The sequence below is a fragment of the Polaromonas sp. P3_B1 genome (assembly GCF_056402935.1).
This window is the reverse complement of sequence record NZ_JBFUGK010000032.1, coordinates 1-21,840: the sequence shown is the minus strand read 5'-3', so window position 1 is coordinate 21,840 and position 21,840 is coordinate 1. Positions and strand designations below refer to the sequence as shown.

The window sequence follows — 21,840 nt, the reverse complement described above, 5'->3', positions numbered from 1 at the left end:
GCCGCCACCTCCGAAGCACAATCACAACGCCAAGGCCCCTTCATGAACGCCACACCCCACGCCACCGCCCTGCCCACCACACCCACCGGCACACCCAGCCCGGCCCTGCCTGAGTTCATCACCCTCATGGGCAAGCTGCGGCCCCGGCTGCACCGCTACTGCGCGCGCATGACGGGCTCCATCTTTGACGGCGAAGACATCGTGCAGGACACCCTGGCCAAAGCCGCGCAGGCTTACGACCCGGCCACGGTGCAGCATGCAGAGGGCTGGCTGTTTCGCATTGCGCACAACACAGCCATGGACTTTTTGCGCGGCAAGGCCCGCGAAGAAGTGCACCTTGCCGACGAAGAGCCCGACAGCACCGCCGACCCCCATGCCAGCGCCGAGCTGCGCCATGCCACCACGGCGGCACTGCGCACCTTCATGCAGCTGCTGCCGGCCCAGCGCAGCGCGGTCATCCTGGCCGACGTGCTGGGCTACGCGATGGACGAAGCAGCAGAAGTGATGAACGTCAGCCTGCCCGCCATCAAGGCCTCGCTGCACCGCGGCCGCCTGCGCCTGCGCGAGCTGGCCCAGCAAGTACAAGACAAAGCCCCACCGCCGGCTTTGTCGCCCGCAGACCAGGCTTTGCTGACCGAATACGCGGCCCGCTTCAACGCGCGAGACTTTGACGGCCTGCGCGACATGCTGGGCGACCAGGTTCACCTGAACCTGGTGGCACGTTTGCAACTGGACGGCAAAGCCAATGTGGGCGAATACTTCGGCCGGTATGCAGCCGTGACAGGGGTGATGCGCGTCACGCCCACCAACATGGAAGGCCGGCCGGTCATCTGGATACACCAGGAGAGCGATTCCACGGTCAATGGCGACTACATCGTGGGGCTCGAGTGGCGGGACGGAAAGCTCATGACGATTCGCGACTTCAGGTATGCGTTTTACTTCGATGATGGGGTGCTGTTTGATATTTGAGTGCGGGCTGTTTTTTGGGAGGGAGGCGAGCATGGACCGACGAGCAGCCCGGTCGGAATGGAACGGCCAGCCACCCGCGGAGTTTCGGCAAGGGAAACCGCCACTGGCCTGATTTGCCCCTTTCATGGCAGGACTTGTGACGCGCGGAACCCTAGACTGTTCGCATGATCACCCTTCACCACTGCGTCAGCGCCCGCTCCTTCCGCCCCCTGTGGATGCTTGAAGAGCTGGGCATGCCCTACACGCTGCGCATGCTGCCCTTTCCGCCGCGCGCGCTGGCCCGCGAATTCCTGGCGGACAACCCCCTAGGCACCGTGCCGCTGCTGGTGGACGGCGACACCCGCATGACCGAATCCGCGGCGATATGCCAGTACCTTGCGGCACGGCACAGCCCCGGCCAGCTGGACGTCCCGCAGACAGACCCAGCCTATGGCGCCTACCTCAACTGGCTGCACATGGGCGAAGCCACGCTGACCTTTCCACAAACCCTGGTGCTGCGCTATACCCACTTCGAACCCGAAGAGCGCAAACAACCCCAGGTCGCGGAAGACTACAGCCGCTGGTTCCTAGCCCGGCTGAAAGCCATGGACGCCGCCCTGCAGCAACAACAGCAACAGGAATTTCTCTGCGCCGGCCGCTTCACCGCAGCCGATGTGTCCGTCCATTACGCGCTCATGCTGGGCAACCACCTTGGCCTGGCAACGCAATTCCCCGATGCCGTCCGCCGTTACCACCGGCAGCTGGAGCAACGCCCGGCATTCCAGCGCGCCTTGCAGGTACAGCACCAGGCTGCGTTGGACCAGGGCATCCCGACCACCCCGGCGCCGGATATGCGGCCGGGGAAGGGATAGCGACAGGGGAAAATTACCCAGGGGAATCATGCGCAGAACTCAGACCTAAGCGCTTAAACTGCCGTGGCGAGTCAACGCAGGGGGAGTCAGAGTGAAAACAATCTGTGCCGCAAAAACAGTGGTGGCCATTGCCATGACGGCGTGCTCTTGGGTGCATGCCCTGGCACAAACGCCCGAGTTTCATGTCACGGGTGCGCTCGAGTCCGCACAAGGCGCCAAACTGCTTTTGGCCGACAAAAGACCGCCGCCCCAGCAACGCAATCCCAAAGTCCCCACGGCACAGGGCGAGCTGGACAGGTTTGGCGAAAAGAACTTTGACCAACCGCCGATTGAAGCGCTGAAACACGCACTGGCCGAGCAACTCAGCGAATCAACGCTGGCAACATTGGCCGGCGGCCTGGAGCTGACCGCCCTGGACATCGCCATCGGAGAGAAACGCGGCCGGCAGCTCAAAGTCAACGTCGAATACACCGATCAAATCAACACCGTCAACGGTCAGTTACCCAGCTCAATGCAAGATGTGGTGGGCTTGGCCCTCGGTAATGCCATTGCCAGCCTCTTGCTGCAGTCAGCGGCGGACCGAGCAGGCTCCCGTCTCGTCTTCGTCAACCTGTCGCTCGACAATCAGGGCACCCCAGTCTCCTGCCAGGGAGCCGGCAGCTTTTCAAGTGATGGCGTTGTCATGGGCTGGCACGCAGCCATTCGCGAGGCGGCCGCGCGCTGCGCCAAATTGATGGGGCCGTCGGAGCCTTTGAATGACCCTTTGCCGAATCGGGTGCGGTGACGTTTAGCAGGCGGCGGCAATGACATGCCGCCGCGCTCCCTGCACCGCCAGCTTCAGGAGGAAGGGGCTTCGCTGCAACAGCTCAAGGACGAGGTGCGCTTTGAAAAGGCCAAGGACCTGTTGCTGCGGACGACCAAGCCGGTCAAGCAGGTGGCCGAGGCTTCGGGGTTTCGGAATGAGAAGAGTTTTATTAGGGCCTTTAATGAATAGACCGGAATTAGTCCTAGGGAATTCGGACAAAGATCAGTAAGACTGAAAAATTCATAAATAGCCGATGCAACTTGACACTTGGCTCAAATTCGCTATCCACTAGTAGCATACTCAGAAAAAACAGTCGGTTGTCACCAAGACCCGCAGGAGGATTGAATGCCAAAGGAATTGATTAGTGCGACCGGGACGATTTACGCGCTCAATAACAAATTAAAGAATGGGCACATTCGACTTTTTGATAATCGTCGAGTTTCGTTTGATTTTTCATCACTGAATCCTCGTTCACTAGAGCCGCAGTTAAAGGACGAAGTGGAAGTCGTTTTTTCTCACGGCGAGGATGGACTTGTTGCCGATGCTGTAAGTAAACAATTCCCTTCGGACACTACTGCCAAAAGTTCAGGCGACCTAACTGAGCCTTCGCTTTTCCCCGAACTACCTGTTCCGGAAATACAAACCCCAGGGGATCTTGACACTGCTACCGCGGCAGTTGAACTATCGGTTCAGTCGAATAGAAAACTGTACGAGCAAGCGGCAATTGCCCGAGCTGAGGGTCGTTTCAGCGCAGCCCGCGAACTCTTTGAGCAAGCAATAGCAAATGGCGGTGGAGCGGACATCTACACGGCTTACGCAAAAATGCTGATCGAGGGTAGAGGCAAAGATCACGCTCAAGCACGGGAACTACTACGTAAGGCGGTAACTCTTTTTCCAAGTAAGTCAACATTTTTCAGCATGTTTGGACAAATGGAACGTCGCGCTGGCAACCTGCTAGCTGCGGAGAAAATTCTACGAGACGGTGTTAACTTACATCCATATCAAACTCTTCTTAAGATGGGACTGGCGCAGGTTCTCGCACAAATGGCCACTGCCACCAGCCTGAAGGAGGCTGGAGAGATATTCGATTCCTTAGATGCAGTTGGAAAACTAAACAAACGGGACAACACATATACCCGATTTAGAGCACTTGCTTCAAATCCGAGAGCTGGTCGCGCTTATTCGTTTCTCAACAAGGTAGCAGGATTTCACCCTGGTATTCCAGGGCGGCGTGAGTTGCCAATAGGCGTAAGTGACCTAGTTGTTGAAATTAAAGATCCGGAAGTCGACGCCTCGTTCGGCGTGAATGGTGCCTACCTAGTTCGCTGCTTTAGCAATGATCCAAAGCGGGCTGATATCTTGGCCTTGAGTAAGCACATCAGATCGCTCAAGGCTGACTCGACTGTTGGATTAATTAACGGTCGAGAAATGGTTCTGAACTCATCGATGGCATTTGTGGTCATTCCGAAAACTTCAACTGTTCGCGATTTCGTTATGAGCGTTCTTAGCGAAAACAATGAGGCAATCATTCCGATCGATGAGCAATTGATGCAGTCAGGAGGTGAGCCCAAAGAAAAACTGAGAGGCCTGCTGAGCCAGTATCTTGGATTACGCGACCTCTATGACAGCACCCTTCCCGTATCTGGAAGAAGGCTGTTTGGCCGGGAAAGACTTCTTGTTCAAGTGGCCGACCAAGCGAGACGTGGCGAATTCATAGGCATCTTCGGTCTTCGAAAAATGGGCAAGACGTCATTGATGTATCAACTACGCGACGAAAAGCTAAAGGAAGAAGCAGTTGCTTACGTCGATCTTCAGTCCAGTCCCGGATTGGCGATTCATAGTTTTTTACCCGTTTTGTGGGAGATTGAAAGGGATTTGTTGGATCGACTGGGGCCTAGATTCCCTCATTTGCACAGGATACTCCGTCTCGGCGTCTACTCGCGCTATAGCGACGCGGCTGCACAGATTGCCAGTCCAGCCTTGGTTTTTTCAGAAGATCTAAGGGAACTTTTAGATGAGATTTTGGCGCAGCGCTTACCGGGAGTAAGTAAGGTTGTTATTGTTCTCGACGAGCTTGAGCGTTGTCTACCGTTGGCCAGCCAGCAATCTATGTCTGGATATATCGAATTTTTTGGCCTGCTCCGCGGCTTAGCGCAAACTGAACGATATGGGGGACTGCTCTCAAGCGTGGTGGTTGCGGCCAACGCAGCCATCAGCGAAAAAGCCTACTGGGAAGGCCGAGAAAATCCAGTTTTCTCTCTTTATAAATCTATATTTGTTCCACCGCTATCTTATGAAGATACCGCGCAGATGATTCACAGCTTAGGAAAAGGCATGAGCGTCTACTGGGAGCGCGGAGCCATAGACCAAATTTTTCGAGAATGTGGTGGCCACCCCTTCTTAACCCGAATGTTATGTAGCCAGATAAGCCAACGTCACTTGCAGCGTCCATTGCAAGTGACAGGCCGGATGGTGAATATTGAAGTTCCCATTTTCATCCAAGATAAAAGCGATAAGTTTGAACAGATAACTGAGCTCCTACACGCTCATTTCCCCGAGGAAGAACGGTTTATTGAGAGCCTGGCCCTCGGAACTCAACCGACCAATGTTACGGACGAGGCCACACGTCATTTACTGGGATATCAACTAATTAGACGAACGCCGAGCGGATTCTCAATGTCTTTTAACGCGTTGACTTCTTGGCTGAAGAGGCGAGCAGGAGTTGCAGAATGATTAACCCTTATCGATGGAATCAAATCAATCTGGACCTAGTTTACGGGCGTCAATCTCTTATGGTTGACATGTTGAAGGCTCTCCCGTCCGTGCATGGAAATTCGTTCGGAATCACAGGTGCAAGGAGGATGGGTAAAACAACACTGCTCCGTGCAGTTGAGCGCGACCTCCGCAATGGTGCGCAGATTTATGCCGACTCAGGAACGCTCATTCTCCCGGTTTATTTAGACGGACTCACTTTGCCGCGCCCACTCACGGCACAAGTCATATGGGGAAATATCTTCTCTCAAATGGAGCAAGGACTCGCATATTCTCGCCCCGCACCTGACAGACCTCTAGAGTTCTCGGATTTTGTTCAAGCATGTTCTTCGCTATTCAATGCGCAGGAGAAAGTGCCTAAAGCAATCGTGATATTTGACGAGATCGAGCACGTCACAGCACATCCAGAATGGGCAGGATCTTTTTTCGCAAACTGGCGTGCGCTATTAAGCAACTACCCTGAAATTTCCGGTCACATTTCCGCAGTTTTCTCGGGGGCCCGGGAGATGTCCGCTCTTCAACACGATATAGGGTCTCCGCTCATGGACATCTTGGAGTGGAAAAGCCTTAGAAGTCTTGACATTGACGAAACAACTAAGCTCATGACGGAACCAACCAGTCTTTCCATCGAGGATGATGTTTTCAAACTAGCATTTGATGAGACCGGTGGACATCCCATGATCTTGCAATACATCATGCAAAAGGCTGTCGATAAAAACGAAAAATTAAGCAAAGCATCCTTAGTGGCGCTTATCGGCGATTTTGAATCTAGCCGAGGCTGGCAATTCTCTGAGTGGTGGAACAAATATTGCGACTCATCGAGCCAGGTAATCTATTCATCACTTCCCGATACTCACAGCACAAGAAAGGTTGCAACATACGCTCAAGAACTTGGCGGCTATCAAGCAAGCAAGGCCATTGAAATTCTTCAGCACGTTGGAATTGCAGAGCTAGATAAAGACAACATCGACATTAAGCGCCGCTGCCGAATGTTTACCCGTTGGGCTACGCTATATTCAGCGACCGCTAATGATGCTGCCTTTGACTCTCAACTCGCCAACCAATTAGGGGCAATAGATGCCGCGTTTCGCGCTAAATATCTATCTGCTTGGGCGATCTATCAGCTGCAAATGCCTAACTACTCCGGTGCAGTTAGCGAAGCACGAGACCTAGTAACTCAAGTTCTTCACAAACTTGCGCCCAACGAGGCGGTAGAAGGAGAGAGTAGTTTTAAGTTTGAGAAGGGGTTAACCGCACCTACACGACGTCAGCGTGTAATGTATATTTTTGGAGCGACCGGCAAAGAGCAAGGTAAGGCAGTAGCTAGCGAGGATGAATTGCTTGAAGCTCGCGCCTCTCAACTCGCTGGGGTGCTGTCAGCAAGCTATGCAAATGCGTCAGCTCTGACCCACACAACTGCAAGTCGTTCACTGGCCTTTACAGCAATTAAGCAAGCGGAAAGTATCCTAGCGCAATTGATGCTGGAAAATCGTCGTTGCTAACGCGCTATCACTATCTCGGGCTCCCCCACCCCAATCCGCTCCAAAGCCCCCGCCAGACTCGCCACCGTCCGGTCCACGTTGTGCCACTTCTCCAGCCCAAACAGCCCTACGCGGAAGGTCTTGAAGTCAGCACCTTCGTCGCACTGCAGCGGCACACCGGCGGCGGTCTGCAAACCTTCGGCCAAAAACTTCTTGCCTGACTGGATGTCGGGATCGGTGGTGTAGCTCACGACCACGCCCGGTGCCTTGAAGCCTTCGGCGGCCACGCTGGGCAGGCCGCGGCTTTCGAACAGGGCGCGCACCTTGCTGCCCAGCTCTATCTGCTCGGTCTTCACTTTCGCAAACCCGTAGGCTTGCGTCTCCTTCATGGTGGCGCGCAGGCGTGTGAGGGCGTCTGTGGGCAGGGTCGCGTGGTAGGCGTGGCCGCCGTTTTCATAGGTTTCCATGATCTGCAGCCACTTCTTCAAGTCGCAGGCGAAGCTGGAGCTCATGGTGGTTTCAATCGCGGTGCGGGCGCGTTCGCTGAGCATGACCATGGCGCAGCAGGGTGAGCTGCTCCAGCCTTTTTGCGGGGCTGAGATCAGGATGTCGACGCCGGTGGCTTTCATGTCGACCCACATGGCGCCGGAGGCGATGCAGTCGAGCACAAACAGCCCGCCGACGGCATGCACGGCGGCGGCGACGGCTTGCAGGTAGCTGTCGGGCAGCATCATGCCGGAGGCGGTTTCGACGTGGGGGGCAAAGACCAGGGCGGGCTTTTCTTTGGCGATGGCAGCGATGACGTCGGCCACCGGGGCGGGCACCCACGGCGCCTGGGCGCCGGCGGCTGTCTTGCGGGCCTTGAGCACGGTGTGCGAGGCGGGGATGTTGCCCATCTCAAAGATCTGCGTCCAGCGGTAGCTGAACCAGCCGTTGCGCACCACCATGACGTGTTTGCCGGCGGCGAACTGGCGGGCCACGGCTTCCATGCCGTAGGTGCCGCTGCCGGGCACCAGCGCGACGGAATGCGCGTGGTAGACCTCTTTGAGGATGGCGGAGATGTCGCTCATCACGCCCTGGAAGCTGCGCGACATGTGGTTGAGCGCGCGGTCGGTGTAGACCACCGAAAACTCAAGCAAACCGTCTGGGTCGACATTAGGCAGAAGTCCGGGCATGTGTCTCACCTTTTTATTTAAAAGTCGGGCTGGCAGCTTAGCACCGCAGCCCCATTCAGGACAACCCCGGCCCGGGGAAACCGCTTCAGCCCTGGGGCAGTTAGCTTTTTAGCTCTTTCGCCAGCGCGCGGGCCGCGTTGGCATACACCAGCACATCCACCCCGACCGCCACAAACATGCAGCCCAGCGCCAGGTAGTGGCGCGCCAGCGTTGTATCGCCGGTCAGGATGCCGGCGGCCTTGCCGCTGGCGGTGATGGTCTTGATGGCGCTCTCGATGGCGGCCTGGACATCGGGGTGCTGCGGCTGGCCGCGGTGGCCCATGGAGGCGGCCAGGTCGGCCGGGCCTATGAAGACGCCGTCCACGCCGTCGACCGCGCAGATGGCCGCGAGGTTGGCCATGGCGGTGGTGCTTTCGGCTTGCACCAGCAGGCAGACTTCGCTGTCGGCCACGGCCAGGTAGTCGCTGCGCGCGTTCCAGCGCGAGGCCCTGGCAATCGCGCTGCCGACACCGCGCACGCCCTGGGGCGGGTAGCGGGTGGCGGCAACCATATGGGTGGCCTGAGCGGCGGTGTCGACCATGGGCACGAGGAGGGTTTGCGCGCCGATATCGAGCACCTGCTTGATCAGGGCTTCGCTGCCCTCGACCACGCGGACGATGGGATGCGATGGGTAAGGCGCAATCGCCTGCAGCGCAGCCAGCGTGCTTTGAAGGTCGTTGGGCGAATGCTCGCCGTCTATGAGCAGCCAGTCAAAACCGGCGGTGGCGCTGACCTCGGCCATATAGGGCGAGGCCATGGACAGCCACAGGCCGATTTGCGGCTTGCCGGCCTGGAGGGCGGTTTTGAAAGGATTGCCTGCGGGGGTCATGGGGGTTTCCTTGTGGGGGTGGCGCGGCTTGGTTCCGTCTGGCGCACTTTAACCCCGGCTCACCCCACCCGCAGGCGCCGGGCGCGGTGTTCAGGCCGCCTTGCCGGCGTACTGCTCAAAAAATCCTATGGGGTGGATATCGATGTTCCAGCCCACGTCTTCGCCCAGCGTGGCGGCCGGGTGCAGCGAGGCGATGCGTACGGCTTCGTCCCGGCTGGCGGCCTCGATGATGAAAAAGCCGCCGACCAGCTCTTTTGCCTCGGCAAAAGGGCCGTCGGCCACCGTGGTCTTGCCGCCGCGCGGCTGCAGGCGGATGGCGGGCCCGTCCAGCGAGGCGCTCAGGCGCAGCTGCCCGGTGGCCTTGAGCTCGGCATCCTTGGCGGGGCACTGGCTGACCAGCGCCTTGCGGTCAGCCGGCGACAGGGCAGCCATGTCGGCGGGTTTGTAGTTGGCGAGGCAGAGGTATTTCATGGGGTTTCCTTTCGGTGATGGAGGGTTTTGCTTGCTGACACCTCTACGACGAACGGGGCGGGCCGGAATCGACATGCCGGCTAAAAATAATCCCGAAACAGGTTCTCAGCCCCTCAACTTAGCAAAGCCGCCAGGTCGGCCATGTCGGTAAAGACATGGGTGGCGCCGCTGGCCTTGAGTGCACCGGGCGCGTCATGGCCCATTTCGGGCGGGCTGTAGCCGAAGACGGTGCAGCCGGCCGCGATGCCGGCGGTGGCGCCGGTGACGGTGTCTTCCACCACGGCGCAGCGTTTGGGGTCCACGCCCAGGGCCGCGGCGGCGGCGAGGTAAACGTCCGGGAAGGGTTTGGAGCGCGGCAGCTCGTGGCCGCTGAAAATGCGGCCCTTGAAGAAGGGCATCAAACCGCACTTCTCCAGCTGCAGCTCGACCTTGAAGCGGTCGGCACCGGAGGCGCAGGCAATGCGGCCCTGGTAGAGCGCATGGACCTTGGCGATGGCGTCGACGGCGCCGGTGATGGCCTTGAGGTCGCGCATCAAACCCGTGTTACGGCGTTCGCGGAACTGGACCATCCAGTCTTCGGTGACGGGGCTGCCGGTGTTGGCGGCGATCAGCGCGGCTTCGTCCTTGACGGCCTTGCCGACAAAAATGCGCATGCATTCGGCGGGGCTGAGCTTCCAGCCGCGCTCCTCGAGCATGTCGCGCAGCACGCCGTTGGTAATGGGTTCGCTGTCGACCAGCACGCCGTCACAGTCGAATAACACCGCCTCGAATTTCATGGTTCTCTTTCATAGCCCGCTTGCGGGCTTGTGCCACCCAGGGTGAACATCACCCATTCAGGCCGCATATTAAAACGCACCGGCAGGATGCTGACGCCGAGCCCGCTGGTGATGTACATGCGATTGTCGCCGTGCGCCACCCAGCCGTGGGCCCATTCGCGCGGGCCGGCACCGGGCACCACGGGCGGGCCGTAGAAGGGAATGCTGACCTGGCCGCCGTGGGTGTGGGCGGCCACGACCAGGCCGCGCACCGGCGGCAGGTCGAACAGGCTGGCCGGCTCGTGCATGAAGACCAGCGCCTGCGCGCCTTTGGGTACCCCGGCCATGGCGCGCACCGGGTCGGAATGGCCGGTGTCGTCGTCGCCCACGCCGGCCACCCACAGGGCGGTGCCGGGCAGGGGCACGGCCTCGTTCTCAAGCACGTGGATGCCGGCGCGCTGGAAGGCGGCGGTGAACTTCGCGCCGTCATGCCACCAGTCGTGGTTGCCCATGACGGCATAGACGCCGAGCCTGGCCTTGAGCCCGCCCAGCACCTGGGCGATTTCGTCTTCGGGCGTGGCGGCGATCTCGGGTTTGTAGTCGCGGTCGGCAATGAAGTCGCCGGGCAGCAGGATGACGTCGGGCTCGGCGGCGTTGATCTCCGCCACGATGGCGAGTGCGCGCTCCAGCGTCATGACGCGCCACAGCGGGCGTTTGCTGAAGTGCCAGTCGGACGCGACGGCCACCTTGAGGCCGGGCGGGCCTTGCCAGTGGGGGACGGCCTCACTGATTTCGCGGTGGGCGACCCAGCGCGGTTCGATGATGACAGTCCAGGTGCCCAGCAGGAGCAGGGCAAGCGCCAACACGCCGGCGGCGCGGCGCCCCCAAGGCTTCACAGGCCCTGTCACAGGCGGACATCCGGCGAATCGCCGTTCACCGCATCCATCACGCCGGTGCTGTGCGGCGCCAGGCCGTAGCTGCGCAGGTTCTTGCGCAGTTCAAGAGGGTCAACCTCGTTCCAGGCCAGGCCGCAGTCCATGCAGGCATGCGCATGTTCGTTTTGCAGGGGAACGGGTTTGCCGAGCAGCGAGCGCAGCAGGCCGCGCAGGGGATAAAACCGTTCGGCTTCGAAATTCCCGCGAACCACTTTGCGGCTGCTGCAACGCAGGCAGTACATGCCGCGCACGGTCTGGTTGAACATCGGCCCTCCCCTTGTTGGCTTATTGGATATCGCCGTCCACATAGTACCAACGGCCGGCCTCCTGCACGAAGCGGCTGCGCTCATGCAGGCGCACGGCCGGGCCGCCGGAGGATTTCTGGCGCGCGACAAATTCGACTTCGGCGTGGGTGGCGTCGAGCTGGCGATGGCTGCGCACTTCGAGACCCAGCCATTTGACGCCGGGGTCAAACTCTATCGAGGCCGGCCTGTGGGAGGCGTGCCAGGTGGCGAGCAGGTAGTCGGCGCGTTCGGCCACAAAGGCGGTGTAGCGCGAGCGCATCAGGGACTCGGCGTCGGGCGCGGGGGTGGAGGCAAAGTGGTCGAGGTAGCGGCCGCAGCAGCCGGAAAATGGCAAAGGCTTTTGGGCCGTGCCGGTGCGGCCGCAGGGGCATGGCTGGGACGGCAGCGGCTTGGGCATCAACCGCAGCTGTGGGCGCGGGCCTTGCGCTTTTCCCGGTCTTCGAGCGTTTCAGTGGGCGCGCCCTGCTTGACCCATTCGGCATAACCGCCGTCGATATGGGCGACGTTGGCCATGCCCATGTCCTGCAGGGTTTTGGTGGCCAGGGCGCTGCGCCAGCCCGCGCCGCAGAACAGGATGAACTCCTTGCCTTCGTCGGCGAACAGGGGCTTGTGATAAGGCGAAGCCGGGTCGACCCAGAACTCGAGCATGCCGCGCGGTGCGTGGTAGCTGCCGACGACGGTGCCGGCCGTGAGTTCACGCACATCGCGGATGTCGACGATCTGTATCTTGGGATCGTTCAGCCGGGCTTTGACGTCATCGACGCTGTAGGTCTTGACCTGGGCCATGGCCTCGTCGACCAGGGCGCGGAATCCTTTGGTGATGGGCATCAGGGTCTCCTTGGTTTCAGTTCAAGCCAGCGCGCGCTGGATGATGATCTTCTGGACGTCGGACGTGCCTTCGTAGATCTGGCAGACCCGCACGTCGCGGTAAATGCGCTCAACCGGAAAGTCGCTGACATAACCATAACCCCCCAGGGTCTGGATGGCGGCGCTGCAGACCTGCTCGGCCATCTCGCTGGCGAAGAGCTTGGCCATGGCGGCTTCCTTCAGGCAAGGCAGGCCGGCGTCGCGCAGGCTGGCGGCGTGCCAGATCAGCTGGCGCGCGGCCTCGATCCTGGTCGCGCAGTCGGCCAGGCGAAAGCCCACGGCCTGGTGGTTGAAGATGGCGGTGCCGAAGCTCTGGCGCTCTTTGGCGTAAGCCAGGGCCGATTCAAACGCGCTGCGCGCCATGCCCACGCTTTGCGCGGCGATGCCGATGCGCCCGCCTTCGAGCGCGCCCAGGGCGATCTTGTAGCCCTCGCCTTCGCTGCCGATCAGGTTCTCGGCCGGGATGCGGCAGTTGTCAAAATTGATCTGCGCGGTGTCGCTGGAGTGCTGGCCCAGCTTGTCTTCCAGCCGCGCCACCACATAACCGGGCGCGCTGGTGGGCACGATAAAGGCGCTCATGCCTTTTTTGCCGGCGCCCTTGTCGGTGACGGCGATGACGATGGCGGCGTGGCCGTTCTTGCCGCTGGTGATGAACTGCTTGACGCCGTTGAGCACGTATTCATCGCCCTCCTTCACCGCCGTGGTGCGCAGCGACGATGCATCGCTGCCGACGTGCGGCTCTGTCAGGCAGAAGACGCCCAGCATTTCGCCTTGCGCCAGCTTTGTCAGCCATTGCTTTTTCTGCTGCGCATTGCCGTAACGCATGAGGATGGCGTTGACGGGGCAGTTGGTGACGCTGATGGCGGTGCTGGTGCCGCCGTCGCCGGCGGCGATTTCTTCCAGCACCAGGGCCAGCGTGAGGTAGTCGAGGTTGGCGCCGCCAAATTCCTCGGGCACGCAGATGCCGTAAGCGCCCAGCGCGGCCAGGCCTTTGTGCGCCTCGACGGGAAAGTGGTGTTCCTTGTCCCAGCGCGCGGCATGGGGCCAGAGTTCTTCTTTGGCGAACGCGCGGACCGCGTCGCGGATCATTTCCTGGTCTTGATTGAGCAGCATGAGTTTGCCTTTAAGGGGCCTGGACAGGCTTGAACCGGTTACCGTCGAGCCGGAAGCGGCGTGAGGTTACCAGCAGTTTTTCTTTGGGGGATCCACCGAGCTGGGTTGTGATCTCGACCATCTCAACGAGGTTTGATTTGGAATTTCCGAGCAACTGGAACTGCACATGCGTCTGTTCGCAGGGCTTGAGTGACGGGGAAATCTCCCCGCAATTACCCAGGTTGTTGCCAAAGTCGGCTTTGTGCAGGACCTGCATATTCCAGCCCTTGAAGCGGACCAGCGCATGGGTGAAGTCTTCCGTGCCCTGGCCTGAGCCATAGCTCTCCAGCAAAGAGAACTCGCCATAGTGACCGGTGACATAACGCGAGCCGAGTGACTGGCTGTAGTCAAGTTCCCTGGCTTGCTTCAAGGCCGGGCGATACAAAAAAGTACCCGAAGAATAATTACGTCCGCGTTGCGGGAACCATACTGAAACAAGAAAGGCCGTCTCGGTTTTCCCGACCATGACGTCATGCATGCCCCGAATCCCCAGGGTCTCATCCTTGTTGGTGCGGTCCTTCAGGCCCGCGCGCATCGCGGTCAGGAGTTCTTGCTCATTGGGCCAGGGGGGAACAGGGTCAGGTGCGGCGAAAGCCGAAGCAGCCGAAGTAGCCGCACCGACCGCGATCAGCCCGATCACAAATGCACGGCGCACACCCGCGGCGAAACGGTTGTCATGACCCATGGACACCATGCTGCACCTCACCAGGATTTAAACGGCACGCCGTCATAGTTAAGAAAAGCGCCCTTGTGCTCAGCCGTGAGTCCGGCCAGCGTGGCGCGCATGGCGGTCACGCTTTGCACCGTGGTGAGCGGCGCGCCGCTGCCGCCCATGTCGGTCTGCACCCAGCCCGGCGACATGGCCACCATGATGGCCTTGGGGTAGTCGTGCTGGGCGGAGGCGACCACCATATTGAGCGCAGCCTTGCTGGCGCGGTAGACCCAGCCGCGGCTGTTCTCAACGCCGTCTATCTTTGCCATGGCGCTGCTGATAAAGGCAAAGCGCCCGCCGCCGCCGCGCACCGCCTCGACCAGGGGCGCGACCTGTGGGATGGCCTGCATGGCGCCCAGCACATTGGTGTGCATGGCGTTGTCAAAGGCCTCGCGCGTGGGCGGGCTCAGCGCGTCGCCGTGCGGGAAAACGCCGGCCACATAAAGGGCAATGTCGATTTCCTCGCCGTCGAGCAGCCAGGCCAGGCCGCTGATGCTGGCGGGCTGGGATGCATCCAGCCGCAAGGCCTTGGCGCCCAGGGCCTTGAGGCGTTGCAGGCCTTCATCGTCGCGCGCGGTGGCAATGACGCTAGCGCCGTCCGCGACGTACTGGCTGACGAACTCAAGGCCTATGCCGCGTGATGCGCCTATGACAAGCACCTTCATGGCTAGCCCGCGAACTCGAAGTAACGGGACCACGAGGGGTCGAACTCGCTGGACACTTCGCTGTCGGCCGCGAAAGCGTCGCGCACGCCGGCCTCTATCAGTTCCAGCGCGGCAGGCAAATCGCCGACGTAGTAGTTGGCCATGCGCTCGCCGTTGCGCAGCATGGTGTGCGAGAGGATGCCGGCATGCCGGACTTCAAGGCGGGTGGCGATCTGGTCCTGCAAGTCGCGGGCGGCGTCCAGCGTTGCGTGGTCGTGCGCGGGCAGGCGCAGCTCGACGGCATGGCCGAGGTCGGGACGCGCGGCGACGGCATTGGCGCTGTTGTTGACGGAAACAATCGAATGGTTGCCTTCGCCGTCGCTCTCAAAAGCGATGGTCAGCGTGGTCCAGTTGTCTTCACCGCTGGCACCACTGGGAAATAGGCCCGTATGCCCGAGTTCGCCGGCCCAGAAGCTGTCGAGCACGGGGGCAAACTGGTGCAGCGGCGTGGAATGCAGGACTTCACCGGAGAAGCCTTCCACAAAATCCACCGCACCGACCTTGATCGCGAAGTCGTATTCACCGAGCACATGGTCCAGCATGATGAAGGCCATGTTGCGGGCGTGGTCCTGCATGTCGCTGGGCAGCTCGCGGTCGAACATGACTTCGATGCCGACCTGGCCTTCGTCGGCGAAATGGCCTATCAGGATGTCGGAGGTCGCGAGTTCAAAGTCGCCCATGCGCATGGGGAAGTCGGGTTCCTGCGTGCGCGTGCGGAAGGCGCTGAGGCTGTAGTGCTGCAGGGGCGGCGCCCGCTTCACGAAATCCATGAGCAGCGGAAAGCGCTCCTTGGCGCCGTGGGCGGTGGCGATCATCTCGACCTGCTTGTCGCCGTCCTTGGCCGACATCTCGAGGGCCAGGCCATCCAGCCCCTCTTCAAGCACATTGTTGATCTCTTCCACCTGCTCGCGCACCGGCTTGAGGACCAGCGCCGCCTCGCCTTCGCGAAAGCGCAGCCAGAAGCTGTCTATGCGCTGCGCAAGCTCGGCGGGCGAGAGCTCGGGCCGGTCCTCGCTCACACCAGTTCCACCGCCATGGCCGTGCCTTCACCGCCGCCTATGCACAAGGTGGCGATGCCCTTCTTGAGGCCGCGCGCCTTCAGTGCGTGGATCAAGGTCACGATGATGCGGGCGCCGGAAGCGCCGATCGGGTGGCCCAGCGCGCAGGCGCCGCCGTTGACGTTGACGATGTCGTGGCTGATGCCGAGTTCTTTCATCGCTGCCATGGGCACGACGGCAAAAGCTTCGTTGACTTCCCACAAGTCCACGTCCTTGACGCTCCAGCCGATTTTCTTGAGCAGCTTGTTGACGGCGCCGACGGGTGCGGTGGTGAACCATTCTGGCTCTTGCGCGAAGGTGGCGTGGCCGACGATGCGGGCGATGGGCTTGGCGCCCAGTTCTTTGGCCGTCGATTCGCGGGCCAGCACCAGGGCGGCCGCGCCATCGTTGATGGAGGAGCTGGAAGCGGCAGTGATGGTGCCGTCTTTCTTGAAGGCGGGCTTGAGCGTGGGGATTTTGTCGAGCTTGACCTTGCCCGGGCCTTCGTCGATGGAGATCACGGTTTCGCCGGCGCGGCCCTTGACGGTGACGGGGGTGATCTCGGCCTTGAAGGCGCCGGACTCGGTGGCGGCCTTGGCGCGGTTGACACTGGCGGTGGCGAAGGCGTCCTGCGCTTCACGGGTGAACTTGTACTTGTCGGCGCACTGTTCGCCGAAGGTGCCCATGGCGCGGCCGGGTTCGTAGGCGTCTTCGAGGCCGTCGAGCATCATGTGGTCAAAGATGCGGTCGTGGCCGATGCGGATGCCGCTGCGGCCCTTGAGCAGCAGGTGCGGCGCGTTGGTCATGCTTTCCATGCCGCCGGAGACCATGACGTCGCGGCTGCCGGCGACGAGCTGGTCGTGCGCGAGCATGGTGGCTTCCATGCCGGAGCCGCACATTTTGGAGAGCGTGACCGCGCCCACGCTGGCGGGCAGGCCGCCCTTGAAGCCGGCCTGGCGCGCCGGGGCCTGACCCTGGCCGGCCATCAGGCAGTTGCCGAACAGCACTTCGTCGACTTTTTCAGGCGCGATGCCGGCGCGTTCAATGGCGGCCTTGATGGCTGCCCCGCCCAGGTCGTGGGCCGAGAGGCTGGTGAAGTCGCCCTGGAAACCGCCCATGGGGGTGCGGGCCGCGCCGAGGATAACGATGGAGTCAGACATGAGGGAGTCCTTTCAGGTGGTGTGTGTGTTTAGGGAGTCAGGCCGCTGAGGCCTGTGAGAGCAGGTTCGGGCGGCAGCTGGGTGAGCACTTCGTCGTGGGCCTCGCCGGGGCTGTGCAGCACGATGAAGCGCTTTTCGCGCTCGTAGGGGAAAACGTCGTGCACATGGCCGGCCTGGATGCGGGCCTGGTGTTTTTGCCAGAAGTCGGCGTCGAGCAGGTTGGCGTGGTGCTTCATGAAGACCTCGCGCACCGCGTCGTTGCCGAGCAAAAAGGGCTCGAAGGTTTCGGGGAACACGTCCTTGGGGCCGACGGAGTACCAGACCTCGCCGCTCATCTCGTCTTCTTCGTTGCGAGCGGCGGGCACCTTGCGGAAGTTGCAGTCGGTGATGTATTCGATCTCGTCGTAGTCGTAGAACACGACCTTGCCGTGGCGCGTGATGCCGAAGTTTTTCCAGAGCATGTCGCCGGGGAAGATGTTGGCGGCGACCAGGTCCTTGATGGCGTTACCGTACTCGACGACGGCGCGCTCTATCTGGTCCTTGGCGGCGGGCTCGTTGACGCCGGCGTCGAAGGCTTCCTGCAGGTAGATGTTGAGCGGGATCATGCGGCGCTCGATGTAGACGTGCTTGATGATGACCTCGGTCTGGCCGTCGCCGTCGCGGTCGCTGATCTCAAGCTGGCTGGGCGCGAATTTTTCGATCTCGGCGATGAGCTCGTCGTCGAAGCGGTCGCGCGGGAAGGCGACCTCGCTGTATTCCTGGGTGTCGGCCATGCGGCCCACGCGGTCGTGCTGCTTGACCAGCAGGTACTTGCCCTTGATCTGCTCGCGTGTGGTGTCTTTCTGCGGCGGGTAGTAGTCCTTGATGACCTTGAAGACATAAGGAAAGGACGGCAGGTCGAACACCAGCATGACCATGCCCTTGATGCCGGGCGCGATGCGGAACTTGTCGGTGGAATGCCGCAGGTGGTACAAAAAGTCGCGGTAGAAAAGTGTCTTGCCCTGCTTGGCCAGGCCCAGCGCGTTGTAGATTTCGGCGCGCGGCATGTGCGGCATCATGCTGCGCAAAAACTGCACGTACGCCGAGGGAATGCCCATGTCGACCATGAAGTAGGCGCGGGCGAAGCTGAACAAAATCAGCAGATCGTCTTCGCCGAAGAGCGCGGCGTCGATCACCAGCTTGCCCGCCTTGTTGTGCAGCACCGGCAGCGCGAAGGGCACTTCGTTAAAGCCGTTGATGATCTTGCCGACGACGTAGGCGCCCTTGTTGCGAAAGAACAGGCTGGTCAGGACCTGGATCTGGAAGTTGGCGCGCAGCTTGACGTCGGCAAAACGTTCGCTGATGGCCTCGAGCACATAACCGGCGTCGCGCTCCAGATCGTCAAAGGCCAGGCGCAGGTCGAAGTCGCGCACCACCTGCAGCAGCACTTCACGCATGTTGTCGCGGGTGGGGTAGTAGGCGCGGTAGGTGGGCTGCGAGGCCAGCTCGTCGTTTTCGATGTACTCGGTGCTGACGGCCGGGCGCACAAAGATGAAGTCGTTCTGGAAGTAGCTGCGGTGCAGGATCTTGGTGGTGACCGAGTTGAAAAAGGTCTCGGCCAGTTCGGGCTGGTGGTGGTTGACCAGCAGGCCTATGTAGTGCAGCTTGACCTGCTGCCAGACGTCCATGGGCTGCTCGCCGGCCTTGAACTCGCGTTCCAGCCGGGTGGAGGCTTCGCGCACGCGCAGGTCGTAGAACTCGATGCGCTCGCGCTGGGCGCGCTGCTGGCCGTGCCAGTCGGCCGTTTCAAAGCGGTGTTTGGCGCGCGCGGACTCGGTGCGAAACAGCTGGTAGTGGCGGTTGAAGCCGTCCATCATCGCCTTGGCGATGTCGTAGGCGATGCTCGAGTCCAGGCGCTGCGGGAACATGCGGGCTATACCAGTTTCTGCTGCTGCGTGCCGCCGTTGGCGCGGGCACGCGCCATCCACATGTCCCAGACGCGGTCTATGGCCTTGCTGTAGAGCTGGTCGAGCTGGTCGGGGCCGGCAACACTCATCTGCAGGTCCTGCAACAGGCCGTCGTGCACGCCGAAGGCCCAGCCATGCACGGTGACTTCCTGGCCGCGCGCCCAGGCGTCGACCATGACGGTGCTGACCGAGACGTTGACGACCTGCTCGACGACATTGATGTCGCACAGGGCTTGTGCGCGCACTTCTTCAGGCAGGCTGTCGAGCAGCTGGCGGTGGCGATGCCGCACGTCCTGGATATGGCGCAGCCAGTTGTCGGCCAGGCCGATGCGCGCGCCTTCGAGCGCGGCCTGCACGCCGGAGCAACCGTAATGGCCGACCACCATGATGTCTTTGACCTTGAGGCGCTCGACCGCGAACTGGATGGCCGAGAGCGCATTGAGGTCGGAATGCACGACGACGTTGGCGACATTGCGGTGCACGAAGACCTCGCCGGGCTCGAGGCCGGTGATCTGGTTGGCGGGCACGCGGCTGTCGGAGCAGCCAATCCACATGTACCGGGGCGTCTGCTGCTTCACCAGGCTGGTGAAGAAGCCGGGACGCTCGGCTTCCATCTGCGCGGCCCAGGCGCGGTTATGGGCGAAGAGGTCTTGGATTGATGCGGTCATGGCTGTATTTTCACCTGCCGGTGGGAATGCCGTCCGGGAAGCGGCTGAAATCATTTTTCATCGATTGCCTTCGGCTTCAAAAGCGATTTTTCGGCCAGGCATTTTTCCCTGAAATCGGTGGCGAGCTGGTCGCTGTCGGCCCCCGGCGGGCTGCGGTCGGGCCCGGCTGCTTTCACGATCGATGCGTCGACCAGCAAGGGGCCTTCGCCGGAGAAATCACAAACGAAACGGTACTCGCTGCCGGCAACCGAGGCATCCAGCATCTTGCGGGTGAGATGCAGCTTGCCGTCCTGGTAGCACCATCGCTGCACTTCGCCGTCGCCCTTGACCAGCCCCGCCAGGCAACGCTCGCCCTGGCTTTCAAAAAAGCCGGGGGTATCTTTGCCGAGAAGTGCGTGCAGGTCCTTGAAGTTCGGCACGGCGCCGCGCGAATACATGAGCTGCTGGGCGGGATAGGGGTTTCCCCCGCCGTGGATGTATTCAAACAGGGTGAGATTGCCCAGGCTTCTCCATTTGAACTGTTCGCACGCCGTGTGATGCGCCAAGCCTTTGGCGCTGAACCCCATGGTGTCCTCAAGCTGGATGCTGGTACTGGAGCCATCCTGCAAGGTGAGGCCGACGGTGTAGGCCACAAAACTGCCCTCCAGGGCGAGTTCGCCTTTCCCGCTCGGCTCGCCGATTCGTGAGCCTTCCACAAAAACGTTCGTGACCTTTCCCCGCAGACTTTCGGGAACAGGGCATTCGAAGCTGGCGTCCGCTTCAACGGACGCGGCGTTGTTGGGCAGGGGCTCGTCTTTCTCACACGCGCCGAGAAGCGCGGCAAACGCGAGCACAAGAACCCATTTCGCGCTTTGATGTATCACCGGCATGGGCACCGGCCTCACATGGTTTCGGCGAACAGCTCGCGCCCTATGAGCATGCGGCGGATTTCGCTGGTGCCGGCGCCTATTTCATAGAGTTTGGCGTCGCGCCAGAGGCGGCCCAGAGGGTATTCGTTGATGTAGCCGTTGCCGCCGTGGATCTGCAGGCCCTCGCCGGCCATCCAGGTGGCCTTCTCGGCGCACCAGAGGATGACGGAGGCGCAGTCCTTGCGGACCTGGCGCACGTGGTCGGTGCCCAGCATGTCGAGGTTTTTGGCGACGGTGTAGGCAAACGCGCGGCCGGCCTGCAGCACGGTGTACATGTCGGCGACCTTGCCCTGGATGAGCTGGAACTCGCCGATGCTCTGGCCGAACTGCTTGCGGTCGTGGATGTAAGGTACGACGCTGTCCATGACGGACTGCATGATGCCCAGCGGCCCGCCGGTGAGCACGGCGCGCTCGTAATCGAGGCCGCTCATCAGCACCTTGGCGCCGCTGTTGAGGCCGCCCAGGATCTGGCTGGCGGGCACTTCGACGTTGTTGAAGACCAGCTCGCCGGTATGGCTGCCGCGCATGCCGAGCTTGTCGAGCTTTTGCGCGACGGAAAAGCCTTTCATGCCTTTTTCGATCAGGAAGGCGGTGACGCCGCGCGCGCCGAGTTCGGGCTCGGTCTTGGCGTAGACCACCAGGGTGTCGGCGTCGGGGCCGTTGGTGATCCACATCTTGCTGCCGTTGAGCAGGTAATAGCCGCCTTTGTCTTCGGCCTTGAGCTTCATGCTGATGACGTCGCTGCCGGCGCCGGGCTCGCTCATGGCGAGGGCGCCCACGTGTTCGCCGCTGATGAGCTTGGGCAGGTATTTTTTGCGCTGTTCGTCGCTGCCGTTGCGCTTGATCTGGTTCACGCAGAGGTTGCTGTGCGCGCCGTAGGACAGGCCCACGGAAGCGCTGGCGCGGCTGATTTCTTCCATGGCGATCATGTGGGCCAGGTAGCCCATGTTGGCGCCGCCGTATTCCTCGCCCACGGTGATGCCGAGCACGCCGAGCGCGCCCATCTTGGGCCAGAGGTCCATGGGGAACTGGTCGCTGCGGTCGATCTCGGCCGCGCGCGGGGCGATTTCGGCCTGGGCGAATTCGCGCACCGCGTCGCGCAGGGCGTCTATGTCTTCACCGAGCATGAAGTTGAGTCCGGGCATGTTGGTCATGATGGGCTTTCTTTTGAGGGCGGGATTGTGGGGATGAATAGGGGTCAGTAGGTCTTGGGCACGGGCACCAGGGTCTGCTGCAACAGGGCACAGGCGCTTTGTTTGCCGTCGGCGGCGACGTGGGTGACTTCGGCGGTGGCCACGA

At 61.2% G+C, this 21,840-nt stretch carries 22 protein-coding genes and 1 pseudogene; 6 read left to right on the top strand and 17 right to left on the bottom strand.

Going from position 1 to position 21,840, the window contains the following annotated elements; translation table 11 throughout:
* The first annotated feature begins 42 nt into the window (after nucleotides 1–42).
* The 6 genes and pseudogenes from AC1DXS_RS17805 (at nucleotide 43) to AC1DXS_RS17780 (ending at nucleotide 6,899) form a co-directional block, all read left to right on the top strand.
* On the top strand, nucleotides 43–969 hold the full coding sequence (locus AC1DXS_RS17805; protein ID WP_477738806.1) for a sigma-70 family RNA polymerase sigma factor: 927 nt from the start codon (nucleotides 43–45) through the stop codon (nucleotides 967–969).
* Nucleotides 970–1,133: 164 nt separating this feature from the next.
* Complete coding sequence (locus AC1DXS_RS17800) at nucleotides 1,134–1,820, top strand: glutathione S-transferase family protein (RefSeq protein ID WP_477738805.1); 687 nt, start codon at nucleotides 1,134–1,136, stop codon at nucleotides 1,818–1,820.
* 91 nt (nucleotides 1,821–1,911) lie between these two features.
* Entirely contained in the window at nucleotides 1,912–2,604 is a 693-nt protein-coding gene (locus AC1DXS_RS17795; RefSeq protein WP_477738804.1) for a hypothetical protein, read from the top strand.
* A 30-nt stretch (nucleotides 2,605–2,634) separates the two neighbouring features.
* Nucleotides 2,635–2,814, top strand: a pseudogene (locus tag AC1DXS_RS17790) (helix-turn-helix domain-containing protein); the annotation flags it as partial.
* Between the two features lie 156 nt (nucleotides 2,815–2,970).
* Nucleotides 2,971–5,358: a hypothetical protein gene (locus tag AC1DXS_RS17785; RefSeq protein WP_477738803.1), complete on the top strand. Its 2,388-nt coding sequence runs from the start codon at nucleotides 2,971–2,973 to the stop codon at nucleotides 5,356–5,358.
* Complete coding sequence (locus AC1DXS_RS17780; protein ID WP_477738802.1) at nucleotides 5,355–6,899, top strand: pPIWI-associating nuclease domain-containing protein; 1,545 nt, start codon at nucleotides 5,355–5,357, stop codon at nucleotides 6,897–6,899. Before AC1DXS_RS17785 ends, AC1DXS_RS17780 begins: the two co-directional genes overlap by 4 nt.
* Here AC1DXS_RS17780 and AC1DXS_RS17775 read toward each other — a convergent pair.
* From AC1DXS_RS17775 to AC1DXS_RS17695, 17 genes are all read right to left on the bottom strand, one after another.
* The gene (locus AC1DXS_RS17775) at nucleotides 6,896–8,053 is read right to left on the bottom strand and encodes an aminotransferase class V-fold PLP-dependent enzyme (RefSeq protein WP_477738801.1); all 1,158 of its coding nucleotides are present in this window, start codon (nucleotides 8,051–8,053) and stop codon (nucleotides 6,896–6,898) included. The two genes, AC1DXS_RS17780 and AC1DXS_RS17775, sit on opposite strands and share 4 nt — an antisense overlap.
* A 100-nt stretch (nucleotides 8,054–8,153) precedes the next feature.
* On the bottom strand, nucleotides 8,154–8,921 hold the full coding sequence (gene hpaI, locus AC1DXS_RS17770) for a 4-hydroxy-2-oxoheptanedioate aldolase (RefSeq protein WP_477738800.1): 768 nt from the start codon (nucleotides 8,919–8,921) through the stop codon (nucleotides 8,154–8,156).
* Nucleotides 8,922–9,011: 90 nt separating this feature from the next.
* Complete coding sequence (locus tag AC1DXS_RS17765) at nucleotides 9,012–9,392, bottom strand: YciI family protein (protein WP_477738799.1); 381 nt, start codon at nucleotides 9,390–9,392, stop codon at nucleotides 9,012–9,014.
* Nucleotides 9,393–9,505: 113 nt separating this feature from the next.
* On the bottom strand, nucleotides 9,506–10,168 hold the full coding sequence (locus AC1DXS_RS17760; protein ID WP_477738798.1) for an HAD family hydrolase: 663 nt from the start codon (nucleotides 10,166–10,168) through the stop codon (nucleotides 9,506–9,508).
* Complete coding sequence (locus tag AC1DXS_RS17755; RefSeq protein ID WP_477738797.1) at nucleotides 10,165–11,055, bottom strand: metallophosphoesterase; 891 nt, start codon at nucleotides 11,053–11,055, stop codon at nucleotides 10,165–10,167. Before AC1DXS_RS17755 ends, AC1DXS_RS17760 begins: the two co-directional genes overlap by 4 nt.
* Complete coding sequence (locus tag AC1DXS_RS17750) at nucleotides 11,052–11,348, bottom strand: hypothetical protein (RefSeq protein WP_477738796.1); 297 nt, start codon at nucleotides 11,346–11,348, stop codon at nucleotides 11,052–11,054. Before AC1DXS_RS17750 ends, AC1DXS_RS17755 begins: the two co-directional genes overlap by 4 nt.
* 19 nt (nucleotides 11,349–11,367) lie before the next feature.
* Nucleotides 11,368–11,784: a YchJ family protein gene (locus AC1DXS_RS17745; RefSeq protein ID WP_477738795.1), complete on the bottom strand. Its 417-nt coding sequence runs from the start codon at nucleotides 11,782–11,784 to the stop codon at nucleotides 11,368–11,370.
* The gene (locus AC1DXS_RS17740; protein ID WP_477738794.1) at nucleotides 11,784–12,215 is read right to left on the bottom strand and encodes a rhodanese-like domain-containing protein; all 432 of its coding nucleotides are present in this window, start codon (nucleotides 12,213–12,215) and stop codon (nucleotides 11,784–11,786) included. Before AC1DXS_RS17740 ends, AC1DXS_RS17745 begins: the two co-directional genes overlap by 1 nt.
* Before the next feature lie 21 nt (nucleotides 12,216–12,236).
* On the bottom strand, nucleotides 12,237–13,367 hold the full coding sequence (locus AC1DXS_RS17735) for an acyl-CoA dehydrogenase family protein (protein WP_477738793.1): 1,131 nt from the start codon (nucleotides 13,365–13,367) through the stop codon (nucleotides 12,237–12,239).
* Nucleotides 13,368–13,377: 10 nt separating this feature from the next.
* Entirely contained in the window at nucleotides 13,378–14,091 is a 714-nt protein-coding gene (locus AC1DXS_RS17730; protein WP_477738792.1) for a hypothetical protein, read from the bottom strand.
* Nucleotides 14,092–14,108: 17 nt separating this feature from the next.
* Nucleotides 14,109–14,783 carry an SDR family oxidoreductase gene (locus AC1DXS_RS17725; RefSeq protein WP_477738791.1) on the bottom strand — a complete coding sequence of 225 codons (675 nt, stop codon included), beginning with the start codon at nucleotides 14,781–14,783 and terminating at the stop codon, nucleotides 14,109–14,111.
* Between the two features lie 2 nt (nucleotides 14,784–14,785).
* Nucleotides 14,786–15,841, bottom strand: a complete 1,056-nt coding sequence (locus AC1DXS_RS17720) for a DUF695 domain-containing protein (protein WP_477738790.1) — start codon at nucleotides 15,839–15,841, stop codon at nucleotides 14,786–14,788.
* Nucleotides 15,838–17,019 (bottom strand): acetyl-CoA C-acyltransferase, encoded by a 1,182-nt coding sequence (locus AC1DXS_RS17715; RefSeq protein WP_477738789.1) that lies wholly within the window; start codon nucleotides 17,017–17,019, stop codon nucleotides 15,838–15,840. Before AC1DXS_RS17715 ends, AC1DXS_RS17720 begins: the two co-directional genes overlap by 4 nt.
* 29 nt (nucleotides 17,020–17,048) lie before the next feature.
* The gene (aceK, locus tag AC1DXS_RS17710; RefSeq protein WP_477738788.1) at nucleotides 17,049–18,926 is read right to left on the bottom strand and encodes a bifunctional isocitrate dehydrogenase kinase/phosphatase; all 1,878 of its coding nucleotides are present in this window, start codon (nucleotides 18,924–18,926) and stop codon (nucleotides 17,049–17,051) included.
* A 5-nt stretch (nucleotides 18,927–18,931) separates the two neighbouring features.
* On the bottom strand, nucleotides 18,932–19,633 hold the full coding sequence (gene can / locus AC1DXS_RS17705) for a carbonate dehydratase (RefSeq protein ID WP_477738787.1): 702 nt from the start codon (nucleotides 19,631–19,633) through the stop codon (nucleotides 18,932–18,934).
* Between the two features lie 50 nt (nucleotides 19,634–19,683).
* Entirely contained in the window at nucleotides 19,684–20,466 is a 783-nt protein-coding gene (locus AC1DXS_RS17700) for a hypothetical protein (protein WP_477738786.1), read from the bottom strand.
* Nucleotides 20,467–20,513: 47 nt separating this feature from the next.
* Nucleotides 20,514–21,695 (bottom strand): isovaleryl-CoA dehydrogenase, encoded by a 1,182-nt coding sequence (locus AC1DXS_RS17695; protein WP_477701234.1) that lies wholly within the window; start codon nucleotides 21,693–21,695, stop codon nucleotides 20,514–20,516.
* Nucleotides 21,696–21,840: the final 145 nt, after the last annotated feature.

Coding starts and splice junctions, on each gene's coding strand:
- AC1DXS_RS17805 (WP_477738806.1), top strand. CDS start 43: ATGAACGCCACACCCCACGCCACCGCCCTGCCCACCACACCCACCGGC.
- AC1DXS_RS17800 (WP_477738805.1), top strand. CDS start 1,134: ATGATCACCCTTCACCACTGCGTCAGCGCCCGCTCCTTCCGCCCCCTG.
- AC1DXS_RS17785 (WP_477738803.1), top strand. CDS start 2,971: ATGCCAAAGGAATTGATTAGTGCGACCGGGACGATTTACGCGCTCAAT.
- AC1DXS_RS17780 (WP_477738802.1), top strand. CDS start 5,355: ATGATTAACCCTTATCGATGGAATCAAATCAATCTGGACCTAGTTTAC.
- AC1DXS_RS17775 (WP_477738801.1), bottom strand. CDS start 8,053: ATGCCCGGACTTCTGCCTAATGTCGACCCAGACGGTTTGCTTGAGTTT.
- hpaI (WP_477738800.1), bottom strand. CDS start 8,921: ATGACCCCCGCAGGCAATCCTTTCAAAACCGCCCTCCAGGCCGGCAAG.
- AC1DXS_RS17765 (WP_477738799.1), bottom strand. CDS start 9,392: ATGAAATACCTCTGCCTCGCCAACTACAAACCCGCCGACATGGCTGCC.
- AC1DXS_RS17760 (WP_477738798.1), bottom strand. CDS start 10,168: ATGAAATTCGAGGCGGTGTTATTCGACTGTGACGGCGTGCTGGTCGAC.
- AC1DXS_RS17750 (WP_477738796.1), bottom strand. CDS start 11,348: ATGTTCAACCAGACCGTGCGCGGCATGTACTGCCTGCGTTGCAGCAGC.
- AC1DXS_RS17745 (WP_477738795.1), bottom strand. CDS start 11,784: ATGCCCAAGCCGCTGCCGTCCCAGCCATGCCCCTGCGGCCGCACCGGC.
- AC1DXS_RS17740 (WP_477738794.1), bottom strand. CDS start 12,215: ATGCCCATCACCAAAGGATTCCGCGCCCTGGTCGACGAGGCCATGGCC.
- AC1DXS_RS17735 (WP_477738793.1), bottom strand. CDS start 13,367: ATGCTGCTCAATCAAGACCAGGAAATGATCCGCGACGCGGTCCGCGCG.
- AC1DXS_RS17730 (WP_477738792.1), bottom strand. CDS start 14,091: ATGGGTCATGACAACCGTTTCGCCGCGGGTGTGCGCCGTGCATTTGTG.
- AC1DXS_RS17725 (WP_477738791.1), bottom strand. CDS start 14,783: ATGAAGGTGCTTGTCATAGGCGCATCACGCGGCATAGGCCTTGAGTTC.
- AC1DXS_RS17715 (WP_477738789.1), bottom strand. CDS start 17,019: ATGTCTGACTCCATCGTTATCCTCGGCGCGGCCCGCACCCCCATGGGC.
- aceK (WP_477738788.1), bottom strand. CDS start 18,926: ATGTTCCCGCAGCGCCTGGACTCGAGCATCGCCTACGACATCGCCAAG.
- can (WP_477738787.1), bottom strand. CDS start 19,633: ATGACCGCATCAATCCAAGACCTCTTCGCCCATAACCGCGCCTGGGCC.
- AC1DXS_RS17695 (WP_477701234.1), bottom strand. CDS start 21,695: ATGACCAACATGCCCGGACTCAACTTCATGCTCGGTGAAGACATAGAC.